The organism is Nitratireductor sp. PBL-C9 (assembly GCF_050877045.1).
In the GTDB taxonomy this organism is placed as follows: Bacteria; Pseudomonadota; Alphaproteobacteria; order Rhizobiales; family Rhizobiaceae; genus Nitratireductor; species Nitratireductor aquimarinus.
Window position 1 is genome coordinate 606,649 of the sequence record NZ_JBPAXW010000002.1, and the last position, 23,105, is coordinate 629,753.

Genomic DNA, 23,105 nt, shown 5'->3' on the forward strand with positions numbered 1-23,105 from the left:
GACACGAACAAGCGCCTAGGTTGTGCTTGCTCATCGCCGCCACCCGTTTCCTGCAAACGATGTGGATACGTTAGTCAAAGACGAATGGTAGAGAGAAACTTGTCATGAAGTCGATGATGTCTGCGGCAGGCATTGCTGTCGCGCTGCTGTTTTCCTGGGGGGCGCATGCCCAGGACCGTTATGTGGAGCCGCCGCCGGTTCTCGTCAGTCCTGATCTTTCCGCGCCCTGGGTCATGCAGTTGCGTCGCGCACCTGTTCAGACCGCCCAGCGCTCACATCAGGCACAGGAGTATCGGACCTATCAGCGTGCGCGCAACACGCCGCGCCGCTCCAATGCCCGCCGCGATTATCAGGCGAACCGGCAGCGTGTCGTCGTGCCCGCGCCCAGCGTACAGGCGGCTCCCGGGCAGCAGGTCGCCTACACGCCGCGGGCCAGCGAGCGCGCCTGGCGCATGAGCGATCCGAAATGGCTGCCCCAGATCGTCGACTATCGCACCAGCCAGGCGCCGGGCACGATCGTGGTCGATACCAAGCAGCGCTTTCTCTATCTCGTCATGAAGGGCGGGAAGGCGAAGCGCTATGGCGTCGGCGTGGGCAAGGAAGGCTTTGGCTGGACGGGAACGGAAACCGTTTCCCAGAAGCGTCAGTGGCCGGACTGGCGGCCGCCTGCCGAAATGATCGCCCGTGAGCGGGCGAAGGGGCGCATCCTGCCAGCGCATATGAAGGGCGGACCGGCCAACCCGCTGGGCGCGCGCGCGCTCTATCTCGGATCGACGCTTTACCGCATTCACGGCACCAACGCGCCGTGGACCATCGGCCGCGCCGTTTCATCCGGCTGCATCCGCATGCGCAATGAGGATGTGATCGAGCTTTACGAGAGCATTCCGGTCGGCGCCAAAGTGGTGGTTATCTGACCGGCAGAGCATCGGATTGCTCCGATGCTCCAGTAAAAATGTAGATCGTCCTTAGTGCGTCCAAATGGACGCACGGCGATCTAGAGCATCGGACTGCTCCGATGCTCCTCAGGAATGGGGGACGCCTGGCAAGGGGACTGCCGGGCTCATGGAGAAGGGCGGTGCTTGGGGGAGCATCGCCCTTTTCTCATTCAGCGGCAGTCATTGCCCCAGTCTCGGCCCCAGTCTCTGCCGATGTCTCTGCCGATGTCTCTGCCGCTGGCGCGCTGACATCGCGAATGCCGGCCGGTTTCGGGCCGCCATAGGCCCAGTCCAGAAGCTCCACCGTATGCGCGATGGGCGTGTCGGTGCCGGAGCCGATCTGGGTCATGCAGCCGATATTGCCGGTGGCGATCACGGACGCGCCGGTGGCCTCGATGTTCGAGACCTTGCGGTCACGCAGTTTCGCGGCGATCTCCGGCTGGAGAATGTTGTAGGTGCCCGCCGAACCGCAGCACAGATGCCCCTCGCGCGGCTCGTGCACCACAAAGCCGGCATTGCGCAGGAGTTCGCGCGGCTGGCGGGTAATTTTTTGCCCATGCTGCATGGAGCAGGCGGAGTGATAGGCGACCGTGATGCCGGGCGCGATCATCGGCTCCGGCAGGTCGAGCGTTGCAAGATATTCGGTGATGTCCATGGCAAGTGCGGCCACGTGGGCTGCCTTGTCAGCATAGTCCGGATCAAGCCGCAGCATGTGGCCGTAATCCTTGACGGTGGTGCCGCAGCCGGACGCGGTGATGACGATCGCATCAAGCCCGCCGCCTTCGATCTCGCGCATCCAGGCGTCGACATTGCGCCGCGCCGCTTCAAGCGCTGCGTCTTCCTTGCCCATATGGTGCACCAGCGCGCCGCAGCAGCCTTCGCCTTCGGGGTTCTGCACCGTCTCGACGCCGAGGCGTGAGAGCAGCCGGGCCGTTGCTGCGTTGATGCCGGGATCAAGCACGGATTGCGCGCAGCCGGTCAGAAGTGCGATGCGGCCACGCTTCTCTCCCGAAACGGTCACGTGTTCATCTTTTGCCTGCGGCAGGCTTCCCGGAGCCAGGTCGAGCATGGCCGCGACAGGCTTCATGCCCGGAAGCCTGCGAAAGAGGCCCGCAAAGGGACGCCCGACGCGGGCGAGCTTCAGCGCCGCGCGGAAGCGTGCGGGATAGGGCAGGACCTGCGCCAGAAGGGAGCGGGTCAGCCGGTCGAACAAAGGCCGGCGATAGGTCTTTTCGATATGCGTCCGGGCGTGATCCACCAGATGCATGTAGTTCACGCCCGAAGGGCAGGTGGTCATGCAGGCAAGGCACGAAAGGCAGCGGTCGACATGGGTGACGATTTCCCGGTCGGCCGCCCGGCCATTTTCCAGCATGTCCTTGATCAGGTAGATGCGCCCGCGCGGACTGTCGAGCTCATTGCCGAGCGTGACATAGGTCGGGCAGGTGGCCGTGCAGAAGCCGCAATGCACGCATTTGCGCAGAATCGATTCCGCCTCCGCGACATGCGGATCGGAAAGCTGCTCAGGGGTGAAATTGGTCTGCACGGCGCGCCTTCTGGAGCATCAGACCGAAAAGTGGAAACCGGTTTTCGGCTATTCCGATGCTCTCTCCATGGTTTGGATCGTCCTTTATGCGTCCGGATGGACGCCTGGCGATCTAGTATGCGTCCGGATGGACGCAGGGGCGATCTAGATCAGCCAGCTTTGCGGGTTCTTGATCGGTTCGTTGCGGCCCACCGCCTGCAGGCCGATGACGCAGCGCACCACGGCCCAGATTGCGACCGCAATCATCAGCAGGAAGCCGATGCCGATCACCATCAGCAGCGCGGAAACGAAGCCGAAGAGCAGGCCGATCCAGAAGGTGCGGATGGCCCAGGTGTAGTGGGTTTCCACCCAGCCGGTTGCCTTGCCGCGGTTCAGATAGGCAAGCACGATGCCCACCAGGGTGGAGATGCCGATCACGAAGCCGACAAGATAGAGAATGTAGATAACCTGCACATTGGTTGGCCCCGGCTCGAGCCAGCCATCTGATTTGCGGCCTTCATTCTGTTGTGGTTGCATATCGCTCATGTTTTTCGCCCTCGTTGCGTTTCGGCGGCAATCTATCACGGGTTCAGGTGAAATCCATGCGACCGGGGTTGAGGATTTTCTGAGGATCGAACTGTTCTTTCAGGCGCGCTGAAAGGGCGGCAAGCGGGGCCGGCTGAGGCTCGAAAACCGGCGTCGCAGCGCGTATTGCAAGCGGCGCGCGCACCAGCGTTGCATGGCCCCCACCCAGATGAGCGATCATCTTGCGCAGGATCTCCGCTTCGGGGGCCGCTTCCATGCGCATCCAGATCAGGCCACCCTGCCAGTCATAATAGACATTGGCGCCGGCAGCGCGCCGGAAGGCGTCCACCAACTCATGCCCGCGCGACGGCGTGACCGAAACGCGCCAGACCGGGGCCGGCGAGCCGTCGGCAAAGGGATGGCCGTCGCGGATTTCGCGCCACAGCCTGCGCGAAGCAGCTTCATCGAGCGTCTCGGCGCTTCCATGGTTGCCCAGAAGCCGCGACAGAAGGTCGATGCGATAGGCAACCGAAGGGCCGAACCCTTCCACCCGCAGCACGGTCTGCCCGCCTCCGGAAAACCCGCCATCAATGAAGCGGCCCACCACGCCTTCTGGCAGATGGGCAGCGCCCGAAACCTCGGCGCTCGACCCCATGGCGATGGCCATGGCCTGCGTCGCCGCCGCATCGTCCAGCCCGGCGATGCAGAAGGTCGTTTCCGTTTCGGCAGCCGGCAGAACTTTCATGGTGATGTCGGTTGCCACCGCCAGCGTGCCCCAGGAGCCGGCGAGCCCCTTGGAGAGGTCGTAGCCGGTCACGTTCTTCACCACGCGCCCGCCCGATTTGAAGCCCTCGCCACGGCCCGAAACCGCATGAACGCCAAGCACGTGGTCGCGCGCGGCGCCCGCCTTGAGGCGGCGCGGACCGGCAAGATTGGCCGCAAGCAGTCCGCCCAGCGTGCCGCGTCCCGGTTCTCCGCCAAAAAGCGGACCGTAATCCATGGGCTCGAAGGCGAGTTCCTGATTGTGCTCGCGAAGCAGCGCCTCGATCTCGGCAACGGGCGTGCCGGCGCGCGCCGAGAGCACCAGCTCTTCCGGCTCGTAAAGCGTCACGCCCGTCAGCCTCGACAGGTCGAGCGTGTGCGCCGTCTGCACCGGCTGGCCGATGCCGCGTTTCGATCCATGGCCGACCACCTCAAGCGGCGCTTCTTCCGAAACGGCCCAGCGCACCGTCTCCAGAACCTCTTCGGCAGTGTTGGGCAGAAAAACGGTCACGGCGACACACTCCCGAAAAGGGCCGGGCAGGGCCGGATGCCGGCGCCTGCGTCAAACAATTCCATGAAGGCCATGCTCAGAACCGCTCCAGTTCCGGAAACGGCATCTGGCCGCGATGAATGTGCATGCGGCCAAGCTCGGCGCAGCGGTGCAATTGCGGAAACACCTTGCCCGGGTTCAGAAGGTGGCCCGGATCGAACGCGCATTTCACGCGGATCTGCTGGTTCAGGTCATCTTCGGTGAACATTTCCGGCATCAGGTCGCGCTTCTCCACGCCGACGCCGTGCTCTCCGGTCAGAACCCCGCCCACCTCGACGCAGAGACGCAGAATGTCCGCGCCGAAATCCTCGGCCTTCTCCAGTTCGCCCGGCCTGTTGGCGTCATAGAGAATGAGCGGATGAAGATTGCCGTCGCCGGCATGGAACACATTGGCGACGCGCAGCCCGTATTTTTCAGACAGCGCGCGCATGCCCGCCAGAACCCGTGGCAATTGCTTGCGGGGGATCGTGCCGTCCATGCAGTAATAATCAGGCGAGATGCGGCCCACCGCCGGGAAGGCGGCCTTGCGCCCGGCCCAGAACACGGCGCGTTCCTCGTCGGACGTGGAGGCGCGGCTGGTGGTCGCGCCGTTCTGGCGGGCAATCGTTTCCACCCGGTCGATCAGGTGGTCGACTTCTGCCTGCGGTCCATCAAGCTCGACGATCAGAAGCGCTTCAACATCGAGCGGGTAGCCCGCTTGAACAAAGTCCTCGGCGGCGCGGATGGCCGGGCCGTCCATCATCTCCATCCCGCCTGGAATGATACCCGCACCGATGATCTCCGCCACGCACTGGCCCGCTTCCTCGCTTGAGGGAAAGCCGATCAGAAGCGCGCGCGCCGTCTCCGGCTTCTGGAGGATGCGCACGGTCACCTCGGTCACGACGCCTAGCAGGCCTTCCGAGCCGGTCATCAGGCCAAGCAGGTCATAGCCCTCGGCATCCAGATGCTTGCCGCCGAGCCGGATCACGTCGCCATTCATCAGCACCATCTCGATGCCCAGAACATTGTTGGCGGTCAAACCGTATTTCAGGCAGTGAACGCCGCCGGAATTCTCCGCCACATTGCCGCCGATGGAGCAGGCGATCTGCGAAGAGGGGTCCGGCGCATAATAAAAGCCCGCCTGCTCGACCGCGTGGGTGATGCCCAGATTGGTGACGCCCGGCTGCGCAACCACGGCGCGGTTGGCGTAATCGATGTCGAGAATGCGGTTGAAACGGCTCATCACCAGAAGCACCGCGTCTTCAAGCGGCAGCGCCCCACCGGAAAGCGAGGTGCCCGAGCCGCGCGGTACGACGCGGATATCGCGCTCATGGCAATATTTCAGGATGCGCGACACCTGCGCCGTCGTTTCGGGCAGGACAACGACAAGCGGCATCTGGCGATAGGCGGTCAGCCCGTCGCTCTCGAAGGCGCGCATTTCGTTCTGTGCATCCACCACGCCCTCGCCGGGCACGATGATGCGCATGTCGGCAATGATTTCCGCACGCTTCTTCAGGGTTGCCGCATTCGCCTGCGGCATTTTCAGGCCGGACATCAGAACTCCCTCACTGGTTCAATCAATTTACCAGTGTGTTGATGGTTCTGTAAATGCTGCTTGGAAAGCGTGCCTGCGTCAATCCGCCTCGGTGCCGATGCTGGCGTCCTCGCGGGCGTGGTGGCGGCGGATGCGCCGCACCAGAAGCCAGATGCACAAAACGGCCACGGGAACGGCGGCGGCGGTGATGACCTCGCTCGAAATGCCGGGGAGCGCGGGCTTTGCGCCCTTGGCCACATAGCCGACCAGCCCCACCACATAATAGGAGATGGCAGCCACGGAGAGGCCTTCCACCGTCTGCTGCAGGCGAAGCTGCAATTGCGCACGGCGGTTCATGGAGGCGAGCAGATCGCGGTTCTGGCGCTCGACTTCCACGTCCACCCAGCTTCTGAGCAGGTTTGCGGCGCGCGTCAGCTTGCGCGAAAGATTGGCCTGGCGCTCTTCCACCGAGCGGCAGGTGCGCATGGCGGGCGCAACGCGGCGCTGCAAAAAGGCGGCCCAGGTTTCGTAGCCGGCCATGGGGGCTTCGCTCAGTGTCTCGAGCCGCTCCTCGACAATGCCGTGATAGGCGCGGCTTGCGCCAAAGCGATAGAGGCTGGCCGCGGCGTCCGCTTCCAGCTCGGCTGCAAGTTCCGTCAGTTCGCCCAGAAGCTCCTGGCTGTCATGCCTGTCGCGCTGGCGCATGCGCGCGGTCAGCGCGGCCAGCTGGTCTTCCATGCGGCGCAGGCGCGGCGACAGCGATTGCGCCAGCGGCAGGCCAAGCATGGCGAGCGTGCGATAGGTCTCGATGTCGATCAGGCGCTGCGAGAGCGCGCCGATACGGGCCGGGGCGAGATCCTTTTCGAGGATCAGGATGCGGGTCAGCCCGTCGCCATCCTGCCGGAAATCCGTGGCCACGGCAGCGCGTCCGCCTTCCACCACCGAATAGCCAAGGCTTGCCGGATCGAAGGCGCTGACCAGCTTTTCCGTCGCGCTCGTCCATTTGCGGATCTCCACGCGCGTGCCGGAAATGGCCGTGCCGGGCGGGCTGAAGCCGTTGCCGAAGGGGGATTCCTCAAGCGGCTTGCCGGTGCGCGGCGAAATCGGGCAATCCCACTGATAGCTCGAAAATTCCGTGTGGCGCTCCCAGCGCAGCGTGCCCTTGCCCCACTTCATGGCGTGGTGGCGCGCATTGGTCTGTGGCGGGGCCACGCCAAGCCGGCGCGACAGATCGGCCAGCACGGCCTGATCCACCGCCGAGCCGCCTTCGGTCATGAAGGAGAGCTGGATTATCAGCCGCGGAGCTTCCAGAAGCGCGTGCGGGCGCGCATGCACTTCGCCCAGCGCGCCAGCGCGCCCGTCATGGGCGGGAAAGCCCAGAACACTGCCGGTCACCAGTGTTTCGAGCGACGATTCCCCAGTCCTGTCTTTCCCGGTCTTGTCTTGCCTTGTCTTGTCTGCGCCTATCGCGACAAGCTGTTCCCCATTTTTTTGGCTCATTGCGCCTTGCCGTCTGCATCAGGATGGACCTTTCGCAAGTATGCTACCGGCTTTGCACAGGGCGCAATGCGCGAATGCCATTGGCTGATAGTCTAATTATTGGACAAAGAAATTGACCAGTTTGGCGGGCTTGCGTTATTCTCCGTCTCACGAAAGCGTTTGAGCGCCGAGAACGGCAGACGAAAACGGCATACGAGAGCGGCAAGGGCCGGTGGAAGCAGTTTTTTCCAGAATTGAGCATGCCCGCACGGCGGATGGCGTCATCCGGCAGATCGAGACGCTGATCCTCGAAGGCGTTCTGCGCGATGGCGACAGGCTGCCGGGCGAGCGCGATCTTGCGCGTCAGCTCGACGTGTCGCGTCCGATCCTGCGTGAAGCACTGAAGATGCTTGAAGAGCGCGGCCTGATCCTCACCCGCCATGGCGGCGGCACCTATGTGGCCGACATTATCGGGCAGGTTTTCACCACGCCGGTGCGCGAACTCATCGCCACCCATCGCAAGGCGACCGCCGATTATCTGGAATATCGCCGTGAGATGGAGGCCGTCGCCGCCGAGTTTGCGGCGCGGCGCGCGACGCCGGAGGATCTGGTTCTCCTGCAGGCCATCATGAAGCGCATGGATGCGGCGCATGCTTCTGAGGATTTCGAGGCGGAAGCGGCCTGCGATGTCGAGTTTCACAATGCGGTGGGCGAGTGTGCGCACAACATCGTGCTCCTGCACACGCTGCGCGCCTGCTACCGGCTTCTGTCGGATGGCGTGTTTCTGAACCGCGCCCGCATTTACGAACTGCCGGATGCGCGCAACACGCTGCTTGCCCAGCACCGGGCGATCCATGACGCAATTGTCGCGGGAAATCCCGAGGCAGCGCGTGCGGCTGCGGTCGCGCATATCGATTTCGTCGAAAAAGCCACCTTTCAGGCCGAGCGATCGGGCGACTGGCAGCGCATCTCGCGGCTGCGTCTCCATCAGCGCGGCGGAGAGGTTGCGGAACAATGAGCAAGCCAACCGGCCCTGCCGAACAATTCAAGCCAGCGAAAGAAGAACCGTTGAAAGAAGAAAGCACCTCACCGAAGCGCGTCGGCCTGTTCGTCACCTGCCTGGTGGACCTGTTCAGGCCCAGCGTCGGCTTTGCCGCCGTGAAGCTGCTGGAAGACGCCGGCTGCACCGTCGAGGTGCCCATGGCGCAAACCTGCTGCGGCCAGCCGGCCTATAATTCCGGCGACAGGGAAGACGCAGCCGCCATTGCGCGCCAGACCATCGAGGCCTTCGAAGATTTCGATTATGTGGTCGCGCCTTCGGGCTCCTGCGCCGGCATGCTCAAGAAGCATTATCCCGCGCTGCTCAAGGGCACGCCCTTCGAGGCGCGGGCCGAAGCCTTTTCGGGCCGGGTGCATGAGCTGGTGAGCTTTCTGGTCGATGTGCTGGGCGTCGCGTCGGTGCCGGTCAGCCATGAGGGCAGCGTCACCTATCACGATTCCTGTTCGGGTCTGCGCGAGCTTGGCATCCGCACGCAGCCGCGCCAGCTTCTGTCTTCCATTGAGGGGCTGGAACTGAAGGAGATGCAGAACCCCGATGTCTGCTGCGGCTTCGGCGGCACGTTCTGCGTCAAATATCCCGACATCTCCAACAAGATCGTTGAGGAAAAGACGGCCAGCATCGAGGGAGCCGAGGCGGGCACGCTGCTCGCGGGCGATCTGGGCTGTCTCATGAACATGGCAGGCAAGCTGCACCGTCAGGGCAGCAAGGTTGAGGTTCGTCACGTGGCCGAGGTTCTGGCCGGCATGACCGACAAGCCGGCAATCGGCGGGGGAGGACGCTGATGGAGGTACAGTCTCCGCAGTTCAAGGAAAAAGCGCGCAAGGCAATGGCCGACGAGCAGTTGCAGCGCGCCATGGGCAAGGCCAAGGTCGGCTTTGTCTCCAAGCGCAGGAAGGCGGTCGACGCACTGCCTGAGTTCGACGAGCTGCGCTCCTCGGCGCGCGCGATCAAGGATCACACGCTCGAACATCTCGACCTTTATCTGGAAGCCTATGAGCGCAAGGTGATTGCGTCGGGCGGTCGGGTGCACTGGGCCGAAACGGCCGAGGATGCGCGCCAGGCGGTGCTCAGTATCTGCCGGGCGGCCGGTGCGCGCACGGTAACCAAGGGCAAGTCGATGATCACGGAGGAGATCGCGCTCAACGATTTCCTCGAAAAGGAAGGCGTGCGCCCGGTCGAAACCGATCTGGGCGAATACATCATCCAGCTTCGCGGCGAGCATCCGAGCCACATCATTGGCCCGGCGCTGCATTTGAACAAGGAACAGGTGGAAGAGGATTTCCGCCGCGTTCACACAGAGCTTCCGCCAGAGCGCGACCTGTCGCAGCCCGAATCCCTGCTCGGCGAGGCGCGAAACATTCTGCGGCCGCAGTATTTTCAGGCCGATGTCGGCATCACGGGCGCCAATTTCCTGGTGGCCGAAACCGGCACGTCGATCATTGTCACCAATGAGGGCAATGGCGATCTGACACAGACGCTGCCGCGCATTCACATCGTCGTCGCCTCCATCGAGAAGGTGGTGCCGACGCTGGAGGATGCAAGCCAGATCCTGCGCGTGCTGGCCCGCTCGGCCACCGGTCAGGACATGAGCGTCTACACCACGCTCTCCACCGGGCCGCGCCGCCCGGACGATCCCGACGGGCCGGACGAGTATCACGTCATCCTGCTCGACAATGGGCGCTCCTCCATGCTCGGCACGGAGTTCCATGAGATGCTGCGCTGCATTCGCTGCGGCGCGTGCATGAACCATTGTCCGGTCTATCACGCGGTTGGCGGCCATGCGTATGGCTGGGTCTATCCGGGGCCGATGGGCTCGGTGCTCACGCCCTCGCTTGTGGGCGTCGACAAGGCGGGGCATCTGCCCAACGCCTCGACCTTCTGCGGGCGCTGCGAATCCGTCTGCCCGATGCACATCCCGCTGCCGCGCATGATGCGCAACTGGCGCGAGCGCGAGTTCGAGCGGGGGCTCAACCCGGCGGCGCAGCGCTTCGGCCTCGGCTTCTGGGCGTTCTTCGCCCGCCGTCCGAAGCTCTATCGTCTGGCCACGTCGATGGCGATCCCGACGCTTTCGGGGTTTGCCGGACGGCGCGGCTGGTTCCGTTCGCTGCCCTTTGCGGGCGGCTGGACGCGGCACCGCGATCTGCCGGCGCCCGAAAGCCGCACATTCATGCAGCAATGGCGCGACCGCGAGGCCGGAAAATCTGAAAGGAGCGCGGTATGAGTGCGCGCGAAGCCATTTTGGGCAAGCTGCGTTCGGCAGCGTCTGTTTCCGCCAGCGATCATACGCGGCGCGAAGCCGTTGAAAAACGCCTCGCCAAGCCGCCCCGCGGGTTGATCCCGGCGCGCGGCCAGCTGGAAGGCGAGGCGCGGATTGCCCTGTTCTGCAGCATGGCCGAGGCCGTGACGGCTACCGTCGAGCGGGTCGGCAGCGCCGATGACGTGCCGAAAGCCGTCACCCATTATCTGCGCTCCAGGAACCTTGCGCCCAGCGTGCGCATGGGCGACGACAAGCGCCTCAAACGCATGGACTGGGCGAGCCAGAAGTCCCTTGAGGTGAAGCACGGGCGCGCCGAGCCGCAGGATGAAGTGGGCGTCAGCCACGCACTCGCCGGCATTGCGGAAAGCGGCACGCTTGCCCTGCCTTCGGGCAAGGATAATCCCACGACGGTCAATTTTGTGCCCGATCACCATGTCATCGTCGTTGATGCGAAGGACATTGCCGGCGATCTTGAAACTGTGATTTCCCGCGTGCGGCGCAAATACGGCAGAGGTGAAATGCCCAGGGTTCTCAATCTCATCACCGGGCCATCGCGGTCGGGCGATATCGAGCAGACCATGCTGCTTGGCGCGCACGGTCCGCGCGCCCTGCACATCATCGTCGTCGACGGGTGATCCATGGCGGTCGGGGTCTCCTGCAATGAGGCTTCGACGCCGGAGGGCATGCGCCTCTATGCGGTGGGCGACATTCACGGCCGGCATGATCTGCTGGCCGCGATGCATGCGCGGCTCATGGAGGAAATTCTCCATGACAGGCCTGCCGACTGGCGCATCATCTATCTGGGCGATTACGTGGATCGCGGCTCCAATTCGCGCGGGGTGCTCGAATATCTCGCCAATCTGCGCGAGAGCGACCCGCGTGTCATCGCGCTTGCCGGCAATCATGATGTGGGGTTCCTCGAGTTCCTGTCGAACCCCGATCCGTTCGGTCTCTTCTCCTGCCATGGCGGGTTCGAGACAGCGCTGTCCTATGGCGTGGAAATCGATCTGACCTCACGCGAAGCGATGGAGCCGGGGCATGCGGCCCTGGTGCGCGCGGTGCCGCAGCGGCACAGGGCCTTGCTCGCGACCCTGCCATATTCCGTTTCGTTCGGTGATTTCTTCTTCTGCCACGCCGGCATTCGTCCGGGCGTTCCGCTGGAAGAGCAGACGCCCGACGACCTCACCTGGATCAGGCGTGCATTTCACGCGCATGAGGGGCTGCACCCCAAGCTCATTGTACACGGGCACACGCCGGTGCGCGCGCCGGAGATTTGCAGCAACCGGGTCAATCTCGACACGGGCGCATGGCACACCGGTCGGTTGACGGCTCTCAGAATGGAAGGTCGGGAGAAAGTGCTGATCGAGGCCGCCTGTTGAGGAAGGCGGCCTGTGGGATCACGACTGAGCGCGCTGTTTGGCTGCGTTCAGATTGAAGTCTAGTCGACGGCGGTGGAGATGCCGTAGCCATCCACGGGATGGTGGTCGCCGGTGGCGCCTGCCGAAAGGAGTCTTGCTCCAATCAGTGTGAACGCTGAAACGGTAATCAGAAACACGACAGTTGCACGCCCGATTGTCATCCGGCCAAAGTCCCCTTGAAGGTCAACAAAAAGCAGCTCCCCATGCTGCGGAGGCTGCTATAAACGAAAACAGCTTAAGATTGAAACAAATTATACGCCAATACCCACATACTTTATGACAGGTCCCGAAATTGGTGGAAAACCGAATGAGTCTGCAGAATCGCGTTAATCCATTCGGGCAATTGATTGCAACCCATGCGCGCGGCCTCTTCACCGGCAATCGTGGGGTGATTCATGATCCTGACACAAAGACGCTCCTGCGCCGCCGCTGGACAACCAAAGCGTGGATCATCTGTCAGTGCAGTTTCAGGGGGCGGCATCGCGAGGTGATGGGCCGCAACGGGCCCTCCGGCGGGGCGGGCTGGACCGAGCTCTTCTTTCTCGATGAGGTCACGGCGCTGGCGGCAGGCCATCGGCCCTGCTTCCATTGCCGCAGGGAGCCCGCCACGCGCTTCATGAACTGCGCGCGCGAGGCCAGCCGGTCTCCGCAGATGAAAGCACCGGAGGCGGACGCCATCCTGCATGCGCAGCGCTATGCCGTCACCGGAACACCCGTGGAGCTCTCCGCATCGCAGGTCGCAAAGCTGCCCGACGGGGCAATGATCGCCATTGGTGAAAGAGCCCATGCGCTGCGTTCCGGTGTTCTTCACGAATGGGGCTTCGCGGGATATGGCGCGGCCCGCACCCTCGAAAGCCTGCCACCCGTCGTCCAGCTGCTGACGCCGCGTTTGAGCATTTCGGCGCTTGAGGCCGGTTACGCGCCGGTCTGGCACGAGGCCATCGCCTCTTGACGCGGCATCGCCGATCCACCATCAGACCGCCATGCGTGCGAATTACAAATTGCAGCGGCTGTTCATCGATGCCGCACTCGCCCCCGACGCCGAGGTGGAAACCAGCCGGGAACAGGCCCACTATCTCAGCCATGTTCTGCGCCTGCGCGAGGGAGCCGAGGTTCTCGTCTTCAATGGCCGCGATGGCGAATGGCATGCGGAGCTCATTGAAGCCGGCCGCAAGTCGGTGCGCCTGCGCATGACGAAACAGGCCCGGCCGCAAACCCCGCTGCCCGACCTGCTTTATTGTTTCGCTCCCCTGAAGAAGGGGCGGCTCGATTATCTGGTGCAGAAGGCCGTGGAAATGGGGGCAGGGCGTCTCCAGCCGGTCATCACCCAGCACACCCAGGTGGCCAAACCCGGAACGCAGCGCCTCGAGGCCAATGTGATGGAGGCTTCCGAGCAGTGCGGCATTTTGGCCGTGCCCGAGGTGCTGGAGCCGGTGAAACTCGACCGGCTTCTTGCCGACTGGGATCCCGAACGGCGTCTCATTTTCTGCGATGAGGATGCGGCGACCAACAATCCCATGCAGGCGCTTTCGGGCGTCACCGAGAAGAAGCTTGCGCTGCTTGTGGGGCCGGAAGGCGGGTTTTCCGACGCGGAACGCGCCCAATTGCGCGCTTTGCCCTTCGTCACATCCATTCCGCTCGGCCCGCGCATTCTGCGCGCCGACACGGCAGCCGTTGCCGCGCTCGCCGTCATTCAGGCGAGCGTTGGCGACTGGGAGTGAGTGGAGTAGTAAAGCGCTTGTGAAGAGAGGTTGACGCTCCTGTCAGCACTTTTTACTTGAAGCGGATTGTCAGCATGGTCCATCAGATCGCTGATGGTTTGCCAGGAGAGCAGTTATGGCCCGTGACACCACCGACAATCGGCCGATCGAGCGGGTCGAAGAACTTGCCGACGATCTCGCGAAGGGCTGCAAGCCGCGCGAGAAATGGCGCATCGGCACCGAGCACGAAAAATTCCCCTTCTATGTCGATGGCAATCGCCCCGTTCCCTATGAGGGCGAGCGCGGCATCAAGGCCGTTCTGGAAGGCATGCAGCGCGTTCTCGGATGGGACCCGATCAATGATGACGGGAACATCATCGGCCTTGTCGAGCCAACGGGGCAGGGCGCCATCTCGCTGGAGCCGGGCGGACAGTTCGAATTGTCCGGCGCACCGCTGGAGACGCTCCACCAGACCTGCCGCGAGGGCAATGCCCATCTGGCGCAGCTGCGCGAGATCGCAGAGCCGCTCGGCATTCGCTTCCTCGGTCTCGGCGGCAGTCCCAAATGGACGCTGGCCGAAACGCCGCAGATGCCCAAATCGCGCTACAAGATCATGACCGCCTACATGCCGAAGGTCGGCACACAGGGCCTCGACATGATGTACCGCACCTGCACAATTCAGGTTAACCTCGACTTCGAGACCGAAGCCGACATGCGTCGCAAGATGCAGGTCGCGCAGCGCCTGCAGCCGCTTTCCACGGCGCTGTTCGCCAATTCTCCGTTCACCGAAGGCCGGCTGAACGGCTACCAGTCATGGCGCGGCGAGATCTGGCGCGACACCGACAATCAGCGTTCGGGCCTTCTGCCCTTCGTGTTCTCCGATAATTTCGGATTTGCCGATTACGTCGAGTGGGCGCTCGACGTGCCGATGTATTTCATCATCCGCGACGGCCGCTATCACGACTGTACGCATGTCACCTTCCGCCAGTTCATGAATGGCGCGCTGAAGGATGAGGTGACCGACGGCCTGCCCACCATTGGCGACTGGTCGAACCATCTTTCCACCCTGTTCCCGGATGTGCGCCTCAAGCGTTTCCTGGAAATGCGCGGCGCCGATGGCGGCCCGTGGCGGCGCATCTGCGCGCTCCCGGCCTTCTGGGTCGGTCTGCTCTACGATCAGGCCGCGCTCGACGCCGCCCATGATCTGACTTCGGACTGGTCGTTCGAGGAGATCGAGGTGATGCGCAACGCCGTGCCGACGGAAGGTCTTGCCATGCGTTTCCGCAATCACGACCTGCGCGAGGTTGCGCGCGAGGTTCTGGCCATTTCGCGCAAGGGGCTTTCCGCCCGCAAATGTCTCAATCCGGAAGGCTATGACGAGGCGAGCTTCCTCAGCCCGCTTGATGAGATCGTGGCCCGCGGCACCACGAGCGCGCAGGAGCTCGCCAACGCGTTCAACACGCGCTGGGACCGCTCCATCGAACCGGTGTTCCTCGAGCAGGCCTACTAAGCCTGCCCGGACCGGCGTTTTTTCGGACCGGCTTTTCGGGTCGGCAAAGACAAAGCGCGCTTGTCGGGTTATCTTCCTGAAACAATGGTTTGCTATCCGCCTGTCACCCTTGGGATGGGACTGGCGGGATTACTAAGGAGATGCCCATGCTTCCGCTGTTCGAGATGCTCAACAATGCCGGTCAGGGACAGGGCGTGGACCAGTTCGCCCGGCAGTTCGGCATTTCGCAGGATCAGGCCCAGCAGGCCATGGAAGCGCTTCTGCCGGCTTTCAGTCAGGGGCTGAAGCGCAACGCCGCCGACCCCTATGGCGCGGGCAATTTCCTTGGCGCGCTGGCGTCGGGCCAGCACGCCAAATATTTCGAGGATGCGGCAAGCGCCTTCAGCGCGCAGGGCATGACCGAGGGCAATGGCATTCTTGGCCATCTCTTCGGCTCCAAGGATGTGAGCCGCGCCGTGGCCAGCCACGCCGCACAGGCGACCGGGCTTGGCGAAGACATGATCAAGCAGATGCTGCCGGTGCTCGCCTCCATGATCATGGGTGGTCTGTTCAAACAGTCGACGGGCCAGATGCCCGGCGCGCAGCCGCGCCAGGCGCAGACGCAGGCCGGCGGTGGCGGTATGCTGGGTGACCTGATGGAGCAGATGATGCGCCAGATGGGGCAGCAGCCGGGTTCCACGCAGTCGCGCAGCCGCGCGCCTTCGGGCATGAGCCCTTCAGACAATCCGTTCGGGCAGATCCTTGAGGGCATGTTCGGTGGTGGCGCAGGCGGTTCTTCCGGGCGCAGCGCTCCCTCCGGCGGGCAGGGCAACAACCCGCTTGGCGATATTTTCGATCAGTTCCTGAGGGGCGGTCAGGGCGCATCGCAGACCCGCCGCGAACCGGAACCCGAGCCCAATCCGAGCGGGCGTCCGCGCAATCCCTATGACGATCTGTTCGGCCAGATGTTCGAGACCGGACGCCAGACGCGCGACGATTATGAGCGTGGCGTCGAAAACATCTTCGAGCAGTTCCGGCAGGGCATGGAGCGCCGCCGCTAATCTCTCTGCAGCCTGTTACGCCACAGTGGCTTTCCGGTTGTGCAAGGTGGCCGCGGTTCTTTTGCGCGATGGCGAAGCGTTCTATGTCTGGTTCATTCCCGGAGGAGATGAGCCTTGATGTATTGTCCGCCCGCCTTTCGCGTTGAAGAACTCGCATCGCTTCACGGTCTGATGCGTGCGGCGCGGCTCGCCAATGTCGTCACTTTCGGGGCCAACGGGCTGCATGCCAGTCCTCTTCCCCTGTTCCTTGACGAAACCGAAGGTCCTTTTGGCACGCTTTACGGCCATTTCGCGCGCGCCAATGCGCAGTGGAAGGATGCACCGTTGAGTGATGCGCTGGCGATTTTCATGGGGCCTGACGCCTATGTCTCGCCCTCTTGGTATGCTTCCAAGAAGGAGCATGGAAAGGTCGTTCCCACCTGGAACTACAGTGCGGTTCACGCGCGCGGCCCGATCGAATTCTTCGATGATGAGGCGCGGCTTCGCGATGTGGTGGAGCGGCTGACCAATCTGCATGAGGCCGAACGGCCGGAGGTCTGGTCGGTGTCGGATGCGCCCGCACCCTTCCTCAGGGGGCAGCTGCGCGGGATCATCGGGCTGCGGCTTCCCATCACCGGTCTTGAGGGCAAGAACAAGATGAGCCAGAACCGCAGCGCCGCAGACCGGGCCGGTGTCGCAGAAGGAATGGCCGGCAGTTCTCACGCCTCCGAGAGGGCGGTTGCAGGGAAGATCCCGGTGGAATGAAGCCCCGTCCCGCATTTCACATGGGGACCGTTTGACGCGGTAATGCCTGTGAAGCGCCGTTTTGATTGACTCAACGCATCCATAATCCTATAAGCCCGCCACGCTTGGGCCTTGCGTCTGGCGGCGTGTTGTCACGCCTTCGGACATGCCCGAAAAAGCGAAGCTCCTGTTCAAAGAAACAGAATAAAGAAGGGCCGCACTCCGCGGTATTAAATAAATGAAGCGTACATATCAGCCTTCCAAGATCGTTCGTAAGCGTCGGCACGGATTCCGCGCCCGCATGGCCACAAAGGGCGGTCGCCGCGTTATTGCAGCGCGTCGCAGCCGTGGTCGCAAGCGGCTGTCCGCATAAGGTTCGGAGGCGAGGCCGGAAAGATGACGGACCGGCCAGCCGTCCCACCCCCGGCGCGTCTTAAAAAGCGCGCCGAATTTCTGGCTGTCCGTCGCGGTGAAAAACGGCGCGGGCGGCTTTTTTTGCTGGAAGTGCTTGATCGTGGGGATGAAAATCCGCCGCGGCTGGGCATTACGGTAACGAAAAAAGTCGGCAACGCGGTTGTTCGAAACCGCGTGCGCCGGCGGCTCAAAGAAGCCTGCCGCCTCCACGCGGTCCACGACATGGCCGCCGGCAAGGATTATGTGATCGTGGCGCGGCGTTCTGTGCTTGATGCACCGTTCGCCTCCCTGAAAGACGAGCTTTCCCGCCGTATCGGAGAAACCGAGAACCGGCGCGGAAAGGGCAAGGACCTTGATGGATAACAATCGCAATTTTCTCATCACGATCGCGCTCTCCGTGGTGATCCTGACGCTCTGGCAGGTGTTCTACATGAACCCGCGCATTGAGTCGGAGCGCGAGATCGCGCAGATCGAAACGCAGCAGGCCGCGGAAGCCGCACAGGCCCTTGCGCAATCCAACGGTGAGAACAGCGATATTCCCACCCCGACCAGCGGAGCCGGTGCGGTGCCGGGAACTGCCGGTCAGGCGGCCGTGCCTGCCGACCGCGAGACGGCGATTGCCGGCAGCGAGCGCGTGGAGATCAACACGCCGCGCATTTCGGGCTCCATCAATCTGACCGGCGCACGTCTCGACGACCTGCTCCTCAAGGATTACCGGGTCACGGTCGACAAGGATTCGCCGAACATCCAGCTTCTCAACCCCTCGACCGGTCCTGACGGCTATTATGTCGAGACCGGCTATGTGGGTTCGGAAGCCGCTGGCGCGCTGCCGGGTCCGTCCACCCAGTGGACCATCACCGAGGGCGAGGTTCTCACCCCCGATACGCCTGTCACGGTCTCCTTCACCAACGACAAGGGCCTGACCTTCAATCGTACCTTCTCGGTCGATGGCAATTACATGTTCACCGTGTCGGACGCGGTGGAGAATGCTTCCGGCGCTCCGGTTGCGCTGCGCAATTATGGCCGCACCACCCGCATCGGCACGCCCGCGACCTCCGGCATCTACATTCTGCATGAGGGCCTCATCGGCGTGACCGGCGAGGAAGGCCTGCAGGAAATCGATTATTCCGACGTCGAGGAAGAAAAGCGCATCACGCCCGGCAAGTCGTCCGATGGCTGGCTCGGCATCACCGACAAGTACTGGGCGGTCACGATGATCCCCCGTACCGGTCAGGACTTCCAGCCGCGCTACACCTATTCCGGCGACACCACCCCGCGCTACCAGGCCGATTATCTGACCGACGAGATCGTGGTCGCCGATGGCGCTTCGGTCACCTCTGAGCTGATGGTTTTCGCCGGTGCGAAAGAGGTCAATGTTGTCGACGCCTACGAGACGGCCGATGGCGTGCGCCAGTTCGAGCTTCTGATCGACTGGGGCTGGTTCTACTTCCTCACCAAGCCGATGTTCTTCCTCATCGACTGGCTGTACAAACTGCTCGGCAATTTCGGCCTGGCCATCCTGGCCACCACGGTTGTCGTCAAGCTCATCTTCTTCCCGCTCGCCAACAAGTCCTACAAGTCCATGGCGAACATGAAGAAGGTTCAGCCTGCCATGCTCGAAATCCGCGAGAAATATGCGGATGACAAGATGAAGCAGCAGCAGGCGATGATGGAGCTCTACAAGAAAGAGAAGATCAATCCGCTGGCCGGCTGCTGGCCGATCCTGATCCAGATTCCGGTGTTCTTCTCGCTCTACAAGGTGCTCTACGTCACCATCGAAATGCGTCACGCACCGTTCTTCGGCTGGATTCAGGACCTTTCGGCTCCCGATCCGACGTCGATCTTCAACCTGTTCGGTCTGCTGCCTTACGACGTCCCGGCCTTCCTGATGATCGGCGTCTGGCCGCTGATCATGGGTGTCACCATGTTCCTGCAGATGCGCATGAACCCGACGCCGCCGGATCCGACGCAGGCCATGATCTTCAACTGGATGCCGGTGATCTTCACCTTCATGCTGGCCACGTTCCCGGCCGGTCTGGTGATCTACTGGGCATGGAACAACTTCCTCTCCATCGTCCAGCAGGGCGTGATCATGAAGCGCCAGGGCGCGAAGATCGAGCTCTGGGACAATCTGGCCGGATTGTTCAAGAAGAAGCCAAAACCTGCCGAATAGGCGGTAATCAAAGAAAAAGCCCCGGTTCGACCGGGGCTTTTTTGTTTTCGGGCGATTGGCCGCCGCGCTTCATCCGTCGGTGCGCGGATGCTGGAGGTCCGGCGCGTTTAATCGAGCAGTTCGCGCAGCGCCATGCGCTTGTAATCGTCCACCAGACGGCGGCCTTCCGCTTCAGGCATCTGGATCGCCAGCCGCATGGTCGCCTCGCCCAGATGGATGATCAGAAGGGCGGTGGAGGCCGTGGCGTCCGGGTCGCGCGCTGGCTTGGCGCGCAGCATCGCGGCAGCCAGTTCCTGCGCATTCGCGCGCGCATCTTCCAGATCCAGATCGCAAAGCGCCTTGTCGGCCTGCGTGCCCGACCAGATGTCCCGCATCACGGGCTCCGAGAGGAACATCGCGTAATACTCGTCGATCAGCTCCGTGAAAGCCTGTTCCAGCTCGCTCGGGCTGGAGACGCCATCAAGCCCCTGACAGATACAATCCCGGCCCGCCTCGTTGTAGTGCTCGGCCAGCGTGCGGACGATGGCGGCCTTGTCCGGGAAATACTGGTAGAGCGAGCCGATGGAGATGCCCGCCCGCGCGGCCACATCGCTCATCCTGAGCTGATCACTTCCTGCTTCCGCAATCATCTGTGTCGCCACCGCAAGAATGCGCTCCACGCGCTCCTGAGCGCGTTTCTGCATGGGCCTCTTGCGAATGCTGGCGCCGTGGCCGGTTTCCGTCTCAGACATCGAAATCCTTTTGTGAGGGATGCTCACATTGCTGTTGACATCAATAATATGAGGATTTATCACATTTGCAAATGTGAGAGTTTATCACTTTATGGAGGCCAGCATGACAGACCAGCAGATCGACACAGCCCGACCCATTCTCGTGACCGGCGGCACGGGCAAGACCGGTCGCCGCGTTGCGGCGCGGCTCAGCGAGGCGGGCATTCCCGTCCGCGCCGTCTCGCGCAGCAGTGAGATCCCGTTCGATTGGGAAAAGCCGGAGACATGGGATGCAGCGCTTGATGGCGTGGGCGCCGCCTATGTCAGCTATTATCCGGACCTCGCGGTGCCGGGCGCTGCCGAGACGGTCGATGCGTTTGCGAAGCGCGCGCTGGAGAAAGGCTTAAAGCGGCTGGTGCTTCTGTCGGGCCGGGGCGAAGAAGGAGCCGAGCACGCAGAGCAGCTCCTGATGCAGAGCGGGGCCGACTGGACGATCCTGCGCGCGGACTGGTTCTTCCAGAATTTTAGCGAAGCCTTTTTTCTCGATGCGATCCTGGCCGGCGAACTCGCCTTGCCCGTCGGCGACGTGCGCGAGCCCTTCATCGACGTTGAGGATATCGCCGACGTGGCCTTCGTCACGCTCACGCAGCCAGGTCATGCGGGCAGGGCGTACACGCTCACAGGTCCGCGCTCCATGCGCTTTGACGATATGGTGAGCGAGATCGGGCAGGCCTGCGGGCGCGACATCCACTTCATTCAGATCCCCGTCGACGTTTTCGTGGAAGGCGCGCGCCAGCAGGGGCTTGAGGAGCCGCTTGTGGCCCTCATGCGCGAATTGTTCACCGAGGTTCTGGACGGGCGCAATGAAAGCGTGAGTGACGATGTCGAGAAGTTGCTCGGTCGCCCGCCGCGCGACTTCTCCGATTTTGTCCGCCGCACGGCGCAGACCGGCGTCTGGGATGTCGCCTGATCCACGCTCGACGCAAACCTGATGAGGACGCCGTCATGACCGTCCGCTCTTTGCATTGGCCGTTCTTGCCACGCTGGAGCGGGCGTCATGGCGGCGTCTTCCTGACGTTTTGCCATTGTTGCCCGCGCGCCGTGCCTCCGCTATGAAAGGGGCCGCAATCAGGGAGCGCCTTCGATGAACAACTAAGGGGACCGCAACAGACACGCCGCCGTGACTTCAGGTCCGGTCCGTTTTCCGCATGCCGGAGGCGGTGTTTTCTTCCCCTTTGTTGAGATCAAGGAGGTCCTCATGCACGGACCCAATCCCGCCACGCCATATCCCATGGCCGGCTTTCCCCGCACCGTGTTCCTGAAAAATTTCATCACCCGTCCCAATATCGAGGTGGGCGACTTCTCCTATTACGACGATCCGCAGGGCGCGGAGCGTTTCGAGGAGAACAATGTCCTCTACCATTTCGACTTTCTGGGCGACCGGCTGGTCATCGGCAAATTCGTGGCCATCGCCTATGGCGCGACGTTCATCATGAACGGCGCAAATCACCTCATGACCGGCTTCTCCACCTTTCCCTTCAACATTTTCGGCAATGGCTGGGAGGAAGGTTTCGACGCCGGGACCTATCTGGAGCACGGGCGCGGCGACACGATTGTCGGAAACGATGTGTGGATCGGCCGGCAGGCGCAGATCATGCCGGGCGTCACCATTGGCGACGGGGCGGTGATCGGCGCGAACGCCGTGGTCGCCTCCGACGTTCCGCCCTATGCGATTGCCGTGGGCAATCCGGCCCGTGTCCTGCGCGTGCGCTTTGCGCCGGAAACCGTGGCGGCGCTTCTCGAAATCGCATGGTGGTCCTGGCCCACCGAGAAGATCAGCCGCAACCTTGCGGCCATTCGCGGTGCGGATCTGGAGGCCCTGAAGGCTGCCCGCTGAGGCGGCCTTCATCCCTTCCTCATTAAACTTGACTTTTTTAGTAAAGTATTGTGTCTGTGGTCGGGTCGCTCCGAACCCTCGGGGCGGAAAGCCGAGAGACAGGCGACATGATACATCTGGATCCGATTGGTGACTTTGCACCTCACCATCCTTGCGAAACGCAGGAGCTGGAACGTCATCGCGGCAAGCTCCTGCGTGTCGAGCGCCTGCGCTCCAAGGTGAAGGCGGCCAAGGCCGCCGCCGCAGAAAGCCTTTCCCGCGCAAACGACGCGCCGGAGCCGCATGACAGCGCAAACACGCTGTTCGTTGCCCTGTTCGACGCGCACTGCCGGGATCGGGAAAAGCTGTTCGAGGCCATGCGCGAACTCGATGAGGCGTGCCGGGAGCTGCACGCCGCGTCGGCGGGCATGAATTTCGTCGCCTCGCTCCCGCACCGGCCAGCCAAGCAATTAGAAGGGACTGCGTTTCACAGATGACTGGATTTGAGCGTCGCCGCGAAGAGGCGGAAATGCATCTGCGCATGCAGTTGATGAAGGAAATGAGCGAGGTCATGCAGCGCACGGGCCTGCCGCCGATGATCGTCATGCGCGAGGCCGTGCGGGCCATTGGCGTGATTTATCGCGAAACGGCCGATGCGCATCAGGGGCCGGGCTCCTGTTCCTGCGGATGGCAGCCGCAGGAAGCTGCCGATCTCGACTATCTGGGCCGCGCTCTGCTTGAGGCGAGCCGCCAGCCGCGCCGCCGCGACCTCAGCGCGATGCAGGTTCTCGGCACCGCCTGAGCGGTGCGTCCGGTGCGGTTTCCCCAACAGCGCTGTTGACAAAAGCCTCGCCAGTCTTGATGCCGTCATCTGAACGATAATGGAGATGATGGCGTGAACGCATCAGAAGATGGCGCAGCCACCGGCAACGCGCAGA

At 62.9% G+C, this 23,105-nt stretch carries 24 protein-coding genes; 18 read left to right on the forward strand and 6 right to left on the reverse strand.

Annotated features, from left to right (window positions below; translation table 11 throughout):
- Window positions 1-104: 104 nt before the first annotated feature.
- On the forward strand, window positions 105-914 hold the full coding sequence (locus ACRTG1_RS06700) for a L,D-transpeptidase (RefSeq protein ID WP_113154280.1): 810 nt from the start codon (window positions 105-107) through the stop codon (window positions 912-914).
- A 187-nt stretch (window positions 915-1,101) separates the two neighbouring features.
- On the opposite strand, the gene glcF is transcribed toward ACRTG1_RS06700, so the two are convergent.
- From glcF to ACRTG1_RS06725, 5 genes are all read right to left on the reverse strand, one after another.
- Window positions 1,102-2,478: a glycolate oxidase subunit GlcF gene (gene glcF / locus ACRTG1_RS06705; RefSeq protein WP_432515949.1), complete on the reverse strand. Its 1,377-nt coding sequence runs from the start codon at window positions 2,476-2,478 to the stop codon at window positions 1,102-1,104.
- Window positions 2,479-2,622: 144 nt separating this feature from the next.
- Complete coding sequence (locus ACRTG1_RS06710) at window positions 2,623-3,003, reverse strand: DUF4870 family protein (protein ID WP_113154282.1); 381 nt, start codon at window positions 3,001-3,003, stop codon at window positions 2,623-2,625.
- Window positions 3,004-3,046: 43 nt separating this feature from the next.
- A complete protein-coding gene (gene glcE, locus ACRTG1_RS06715; RefSeq protein ID WP_432515950.1) occupies window positions 3,047-4,255 on the reverse strand; it encodes a glycolate oxidase subunit GlcE in 1,209 nt (402 codons plus the stop codon).
- A gap of 76 nt (window positions 4,256-4,331) precedes the next feature.
- Window positions 4,332-5,828 (reverse strand): FAD-linked oxidase C-terminal domain-containing protein, encoded by a 1,497-nt coding sequence (locus ACRTG1_RS06720; RefSeq protein ID WP_206993864.1) that lies wholly within the window; start codon window positions 5,826-5,828, stop codon window positions 4,332-4,334.
- Window positions 5,829-5,906: 78 nt separating this feature from the next.
- Window positions 5,907-7,307, reverse strand: a complete 1,401-nt coding sequence (locus ACRTG1_RS06725; protein ID WP_224873267.1) for a DUF3422 family protein — start codon at window positions 7,305-7,307, stop codon at window positions 5,907-5,909.
- A 211-nt stretch (window positions 7,308-7,518) separates the two neighbouring features.
- On the opposite strand from ACRTG1_RS06725, the gene ACRTG1_RS06730 reads away from it, so the two are divergent.
- The 13 genes from ACRTG1_RS06730 to yidC all read left to right on the forward strand — a co-directional run bounded on the left by ACRTG1_RS06730 (window position 7,519) and on the right by yidC (window position 19,581).
- A complete protein-coding gene (locus ACRTG1_RS06730; protein ID WP_206544682.1) occupies window positions 7,519-8,304 on the forward strand; it encodes an FCD domain-containing protein in 786 nt (261 codons plus the stop codon).
- 50 nt (window positions 8,305-8,354) lie between these two features.
- On the forward strand, window positions 8,355-9,128 hold the full coding sequence (locus tag ACRTG1_RS06735) for a (Fe-S)-binding protein (protein WP_297562426.1): 774 nt from the start codon (window positions 8,355-8,357) through the stop codon (window positions 9,126-9,128).
- Window positions 9,128-10,567: a LutB/LldF family L-lactate oxidation iron-sulfur protein gene (locus tag ACRTG1_RS06740; RefSeq protein ID WP_432515951.1), complete on the forward strand. Its 1,440-nt coding sequence runs from the start codon at window positions 9,128-9,130 to the stop codon at window positions 10,565-10,567. Before ACRTG1_RS06735 ends, ACRTG1_RS06740 begins: the two co-directional genes overlap by 1 nt.
- The gene (locus ACRTG1_RS06745) at window positions 10,564-11,238 is read left to right on the forward strand and encodes a LutC/YkgG family protein (RefSeq protein WP_317089184.1); all 675 of its coding nucleotides are present in this window, start codon (window positions 10,564-10,566) and stop codon (window positions 11,236-11,238) included. The genes ACRTG1_RS06740 and ACRTG1_RS06745 overlap by 4 nt, the downstream gene beginning before the upstream one ends.
- A gap of 3 nt (window positions 11,239-11,241) precedes the next feature.
- On the forward strand, window positions 11,242-11,982 hold the full coding sequence (locus ACRTG1_RS06750) for a metallophosphoesterase family protein (protein ID WP_432515952.1): 741 nt from the start codon (window positions 11,242-11,244) through the stop codon (window positions 11,980-11,982).
- A 346-nt stretch (window positions 11,983-12,328) separates the two neighbouring features.
- Window positions 12,329-12,973, forward strand: a complete 645-nt coding sequence (locus ACRTG1_RS06755) for a hypothetical protein (RefSeq protein WP_432515953.1) — start codon at window positions 12,329-12,331, stop codon at window positions 12,971-12,973.
- A gap of 31 nt (window positions 12,974-13,004) precedes the next feature.
- The gene (locus ACRTG1_RS06760; RefSeq protein WP_206544799.1) at window positions 13,005-13,742 is read left to right on the forward strand and encodes a 16S rRNA (uracil(1498)-N(3))-methyltransferase; all 738 of its coding nucleotides are present in this window, start codon (window positions 13,005-13,007) and stop codon (window positions 13,740-13,742) included.
- A 115-nt stretch (window positions 13,743-13,857) separates the two neighbouring features.
- Window positions 13,858-15,231: a glutamate--cysteine ligase gene (locus ACRTG1_RS06765; RefSeq protein WP_297562435.1), complete on the forward strand. Its 1,374-nt coding sequence runs from the start codon at window positions 13,858-13,860 to the stop codon at window positions 15,229-15,231.
- Between the two features lie 146 nt (window positions 15,232-15,377).
- Window positions 15,378-16,271, forward strand: a complete 894-nt coding sequence (locus ACRTG1_RS06770; RefSeq protein WP_432515954.1) for a DUF937 domain-containing protein — start codon at window positions 15,378-15,380, stop codon at window positions 16,269-16,271.
- Between the two features lie 117 nt (window positions 16,272-16,388).
- Entirely contained in the window at window positions 16,389-17,015 is a 627-nt protein-coding gene (locus ACRTG1_RS06775; RefSeq protein WP_206554408.1) for an FMN-binding negative transcriptional regulator, read from the forward strand.
- A gap of 217 nt (window positions 17,016-17,232) precedes the next feature.
- Window positions 17,233-17,367, forward strand: a complete 135-nt coding sequence (rpmH, locus tag ACRTG1_RS06780) for a 50S ribosomal protein L34 (protein WP_206544691.1) — start codon at window positions 17,233-17,235, stop codon at window positions 17,365-17,367.
- A gap of 23 nt (window positions 17,368-17,390) precedes the next feature.
- Complete coding sequence (gene rnpA / locus ACRTG1_RS06785) at window positions 17,391-17,771, forward strand: ribonuclease P protein component (RefSeq protein WP_113154294.1); 381 nt, start codon at window positions 17,391-17,393, stop codon at window positions 17,769-17,771.
- Window positions 17,764-19,581, forward strand: coding sequence for a membrane protein insertase YidC (yidC, locus tag ACRTG1_RS06790; RefSeq protein WP_206544800.1), 1,818 nt, complete (start codon window positions 17,764-17,766; stop codon window positions 19,579-19,581). The genes rnpA and yidC overlap by 8 nt, the downstream gene beginning before the upstream one ends.
- A gap of 107 nt (window positions 19,582-19,688) precedes the next feature.
- Here the strand turns inward: yidC and ACRTG1_RS06795 are convergent, their stop codons facing one another.
- On the reverse strand, window positions 19,689-20,264 hold the full coding sequence (locus tag ACRTG1_RS06795; RefSeq protein ID WP_432515955.1) for a TetR/AcrR family transcriptional regulator: 576 nt from the start codon (window positions 20,262-20,264) through the stop codon (window positions 19,689-19,691).
- A 151-nt stretch (window positions 20,265-20,415) separates the two neighbouring features.
- On the opposite strand from ACRTG1_RS06795, the gene ACRTG1_RS06800 reads away from it, so the two are divergent.
- The 4 genes from ACRTG1_RS06800 to ACRTG1_RS06815 all read left to right on the forward strand — a co-directional run bounded on the left by ACRTG1_RS06800 (window position 20,416) and on the right by ACRTG1_RS06815 (window position 22,969).
- A complete protein-coding gene (locus ACRTG1_RS06800; protein WP_432515956.1) occupies window positions 20,416-21,261 on the forward strand; it encodes an NAD(P)H-binding protein in 846 nt (281 codons plus the stop codon).
- Window positions 21,262-21,549: 288 nt separating this feature from the next.
- Window positions 21,550-22,188 (forward strand): CatB-related O-acetyltransferase, encoded by a 639-nt coding sequence (locus tag ACRTG1_RS06805; RefSeq protein ID WP_432515957.1) that lies wholly within the window; start codon window positions 21,550-21,552, stop codon window positions 22,186-22,188.
- Between the two features lie 107 nt (window positions 22,189-22,295).
- Window positions 22,296-22,664: a hypothetical protein gene (locus ACRTG1_RS06810; RefSeq protein WP_206544695.1), complete on the forward strand. Its 369-nt coding sequence runs from the start codon at window positions 22,296-22,298 to the stop codon at window positions 22,662-22,664.
- Entirely contained in the window at window positions 22,661-22,969 is a 309-nt protein-coding gene (locus ACRTG1_RS06815; protein ID WP_432515958.1) for a hypothetical protein, read from the forward strand. Before ACRTG1_RS06810 ends, ACRTG1_RS06815 begins: the two co-directional genes overlap by 4 nt.
- Window positions 22,970-23,105 lie beyond the last annotated feature (136 nt).

Excerpts from the sequence above, each read along its gene's own strand:
- yidC (WP_206544800.1), top strand. The coding sequence starts at position 17,764 with ATGGATAACAATCGCAATTTTCTCATCACGATCGCGCTCTCCGTGGTG.
- ACRTG1_RS06755 (WP_432515953.1), top strand. The coding sequence starts at position 12,329 with ATGAGTCTGCAGAATCGCGTTAATCCATTCGGGCAATTGATTGCAACC.
- ACRTG1_RS06720 (WP_206993864.1), bottom strand. The coding sequence starts at position 5,828 with ATGTCCGGCCTGAAAATGCCGCAGGCGAATGCGGCAACCCTGAAGAAG.
- ACRTG1_RS06765 (WP_297562435.1), top strand. The coding sequence starts at position 13,858 with ATGGCCCGTGACACCACCGACAATCGGCCGATCGAGCGGGTCGAAGAA.
- ACRTG1_RS06800 (WP_432515956.1), top strand. The coding sequence starts at position 20,416 with ATGACAGACCAGCAGATCGACACAGCCCGACCCATTCTCGTGACCGGC.
- ACRTG1_RS06805 (WP_432515957.1), top strand. The coding sequence starts at position 21,550 with ATGCACGGACCCAATCCCGCCACGCCATATCCCATGGCCGGCTTTCCC.
- ACRTG1_RS06700 (WP_113154280.1), top strand. The coding sequence starts at position 105 with ATGAAGTCGATGATGTCTGCGGCAGGCATTGCTGTCGCGCTGCTGTTT.
- ACRTG1_RS06740 (WP_432515951.1), top strand. The coding sequence starts at position 9,128 with ATGGAGGTACAGTCTCCGCAGTTCAAGGAAAAAGCGCGCAAGGCAATG.
- ACRTG1_RS06760 (WP_206544799.1), top strand. The coding sequence starts at position 13,005 with ATGCGTGCGAATTACAAATTGCAGCGGCTGTTCATCGATGCCGCACTC.
- ACRTG1_RS06750 (WP_432515952.1), top strand. The coding sequence starts at position 11,242 with ATGGCGGTCGGGGTCTCCTGCAATGAGGCTTCGACGCCGGAGGGCATG.
- rnpA (WP_113154294.1), top strand. The coding sequence starts at position 17,391 with ATGACGGACCGGCCAGCCGTCCCACCCCCGGCGCGTCTTAAAAAGCGC.
- rpmH (WP_206544691.1), top strand. The coding sequence starts at position 17,233 with ATGAAGCGTACATATCAGCCTTCCAAGATCGTTCGTAAGCGTCGGCAC.
- ACRTG1_RS06775 (WP_206554408.1), top strand. The coding sequence starts at position 16,389 with ATGTATTGTCCGCCCGCCTTTCGCGTTGAAGAACTCGCATCGCTTCAC.
- ACRTG1_RS06795 (WP_432515955.1), bottom strand. The coding sequence starts at position 20,264 with ATGCAGAAACGCGCTCAGGAGCGCGTGGAGCGCATTCTTGCGGTGGCG.
- ACRTG1_RS06770 (WP_432515954.1), top strand. The coding sequence starts at position 15,378 with ATGCTTCCGCTGTTCGAGATGCTCAACAATGCCGGTCAGGGACAGGGC.
- ACRTG1_RS06810 (WP_206544695.1), top strand. The coding sequence starts at position 22,296 with ATGATACATCTGGATCCGATTGGTGACTTTGCACCTCACCATCCTTGC.
- ACRTG1_RS06725 (WP_224873267.1), bottom strand. The coding sequence starts at position 7,307 with ATGAGCCAAAAAAATGGGGAACAGCTTGTCGCGATAGGCGCAGACAAG.
- ACRTG1_RS06815 (WP_432515958.1), top strand. The coding sequence starts at position 22,661 with ATGACTGGATTTGAGCGTCGCCGCGAAGAGGCGGAAATGCATCTGCGC.
- ACRTG1_RS06710 (WP_113154282.1), bottom strand. The coding sequence starts at position 3,003 with ATGAGCGATATGCAACCACAACAGAATGAAGGCCGCAAATCAGATGGC.
- ACRTG1_RS06745 (WP_317089184.1), top strand. The coding sequence starts at position 10,564 with ATGAGTGCGCGCGAAGCCATTTTGGGCAAGCTGCGTTCGGCAGCGTCT.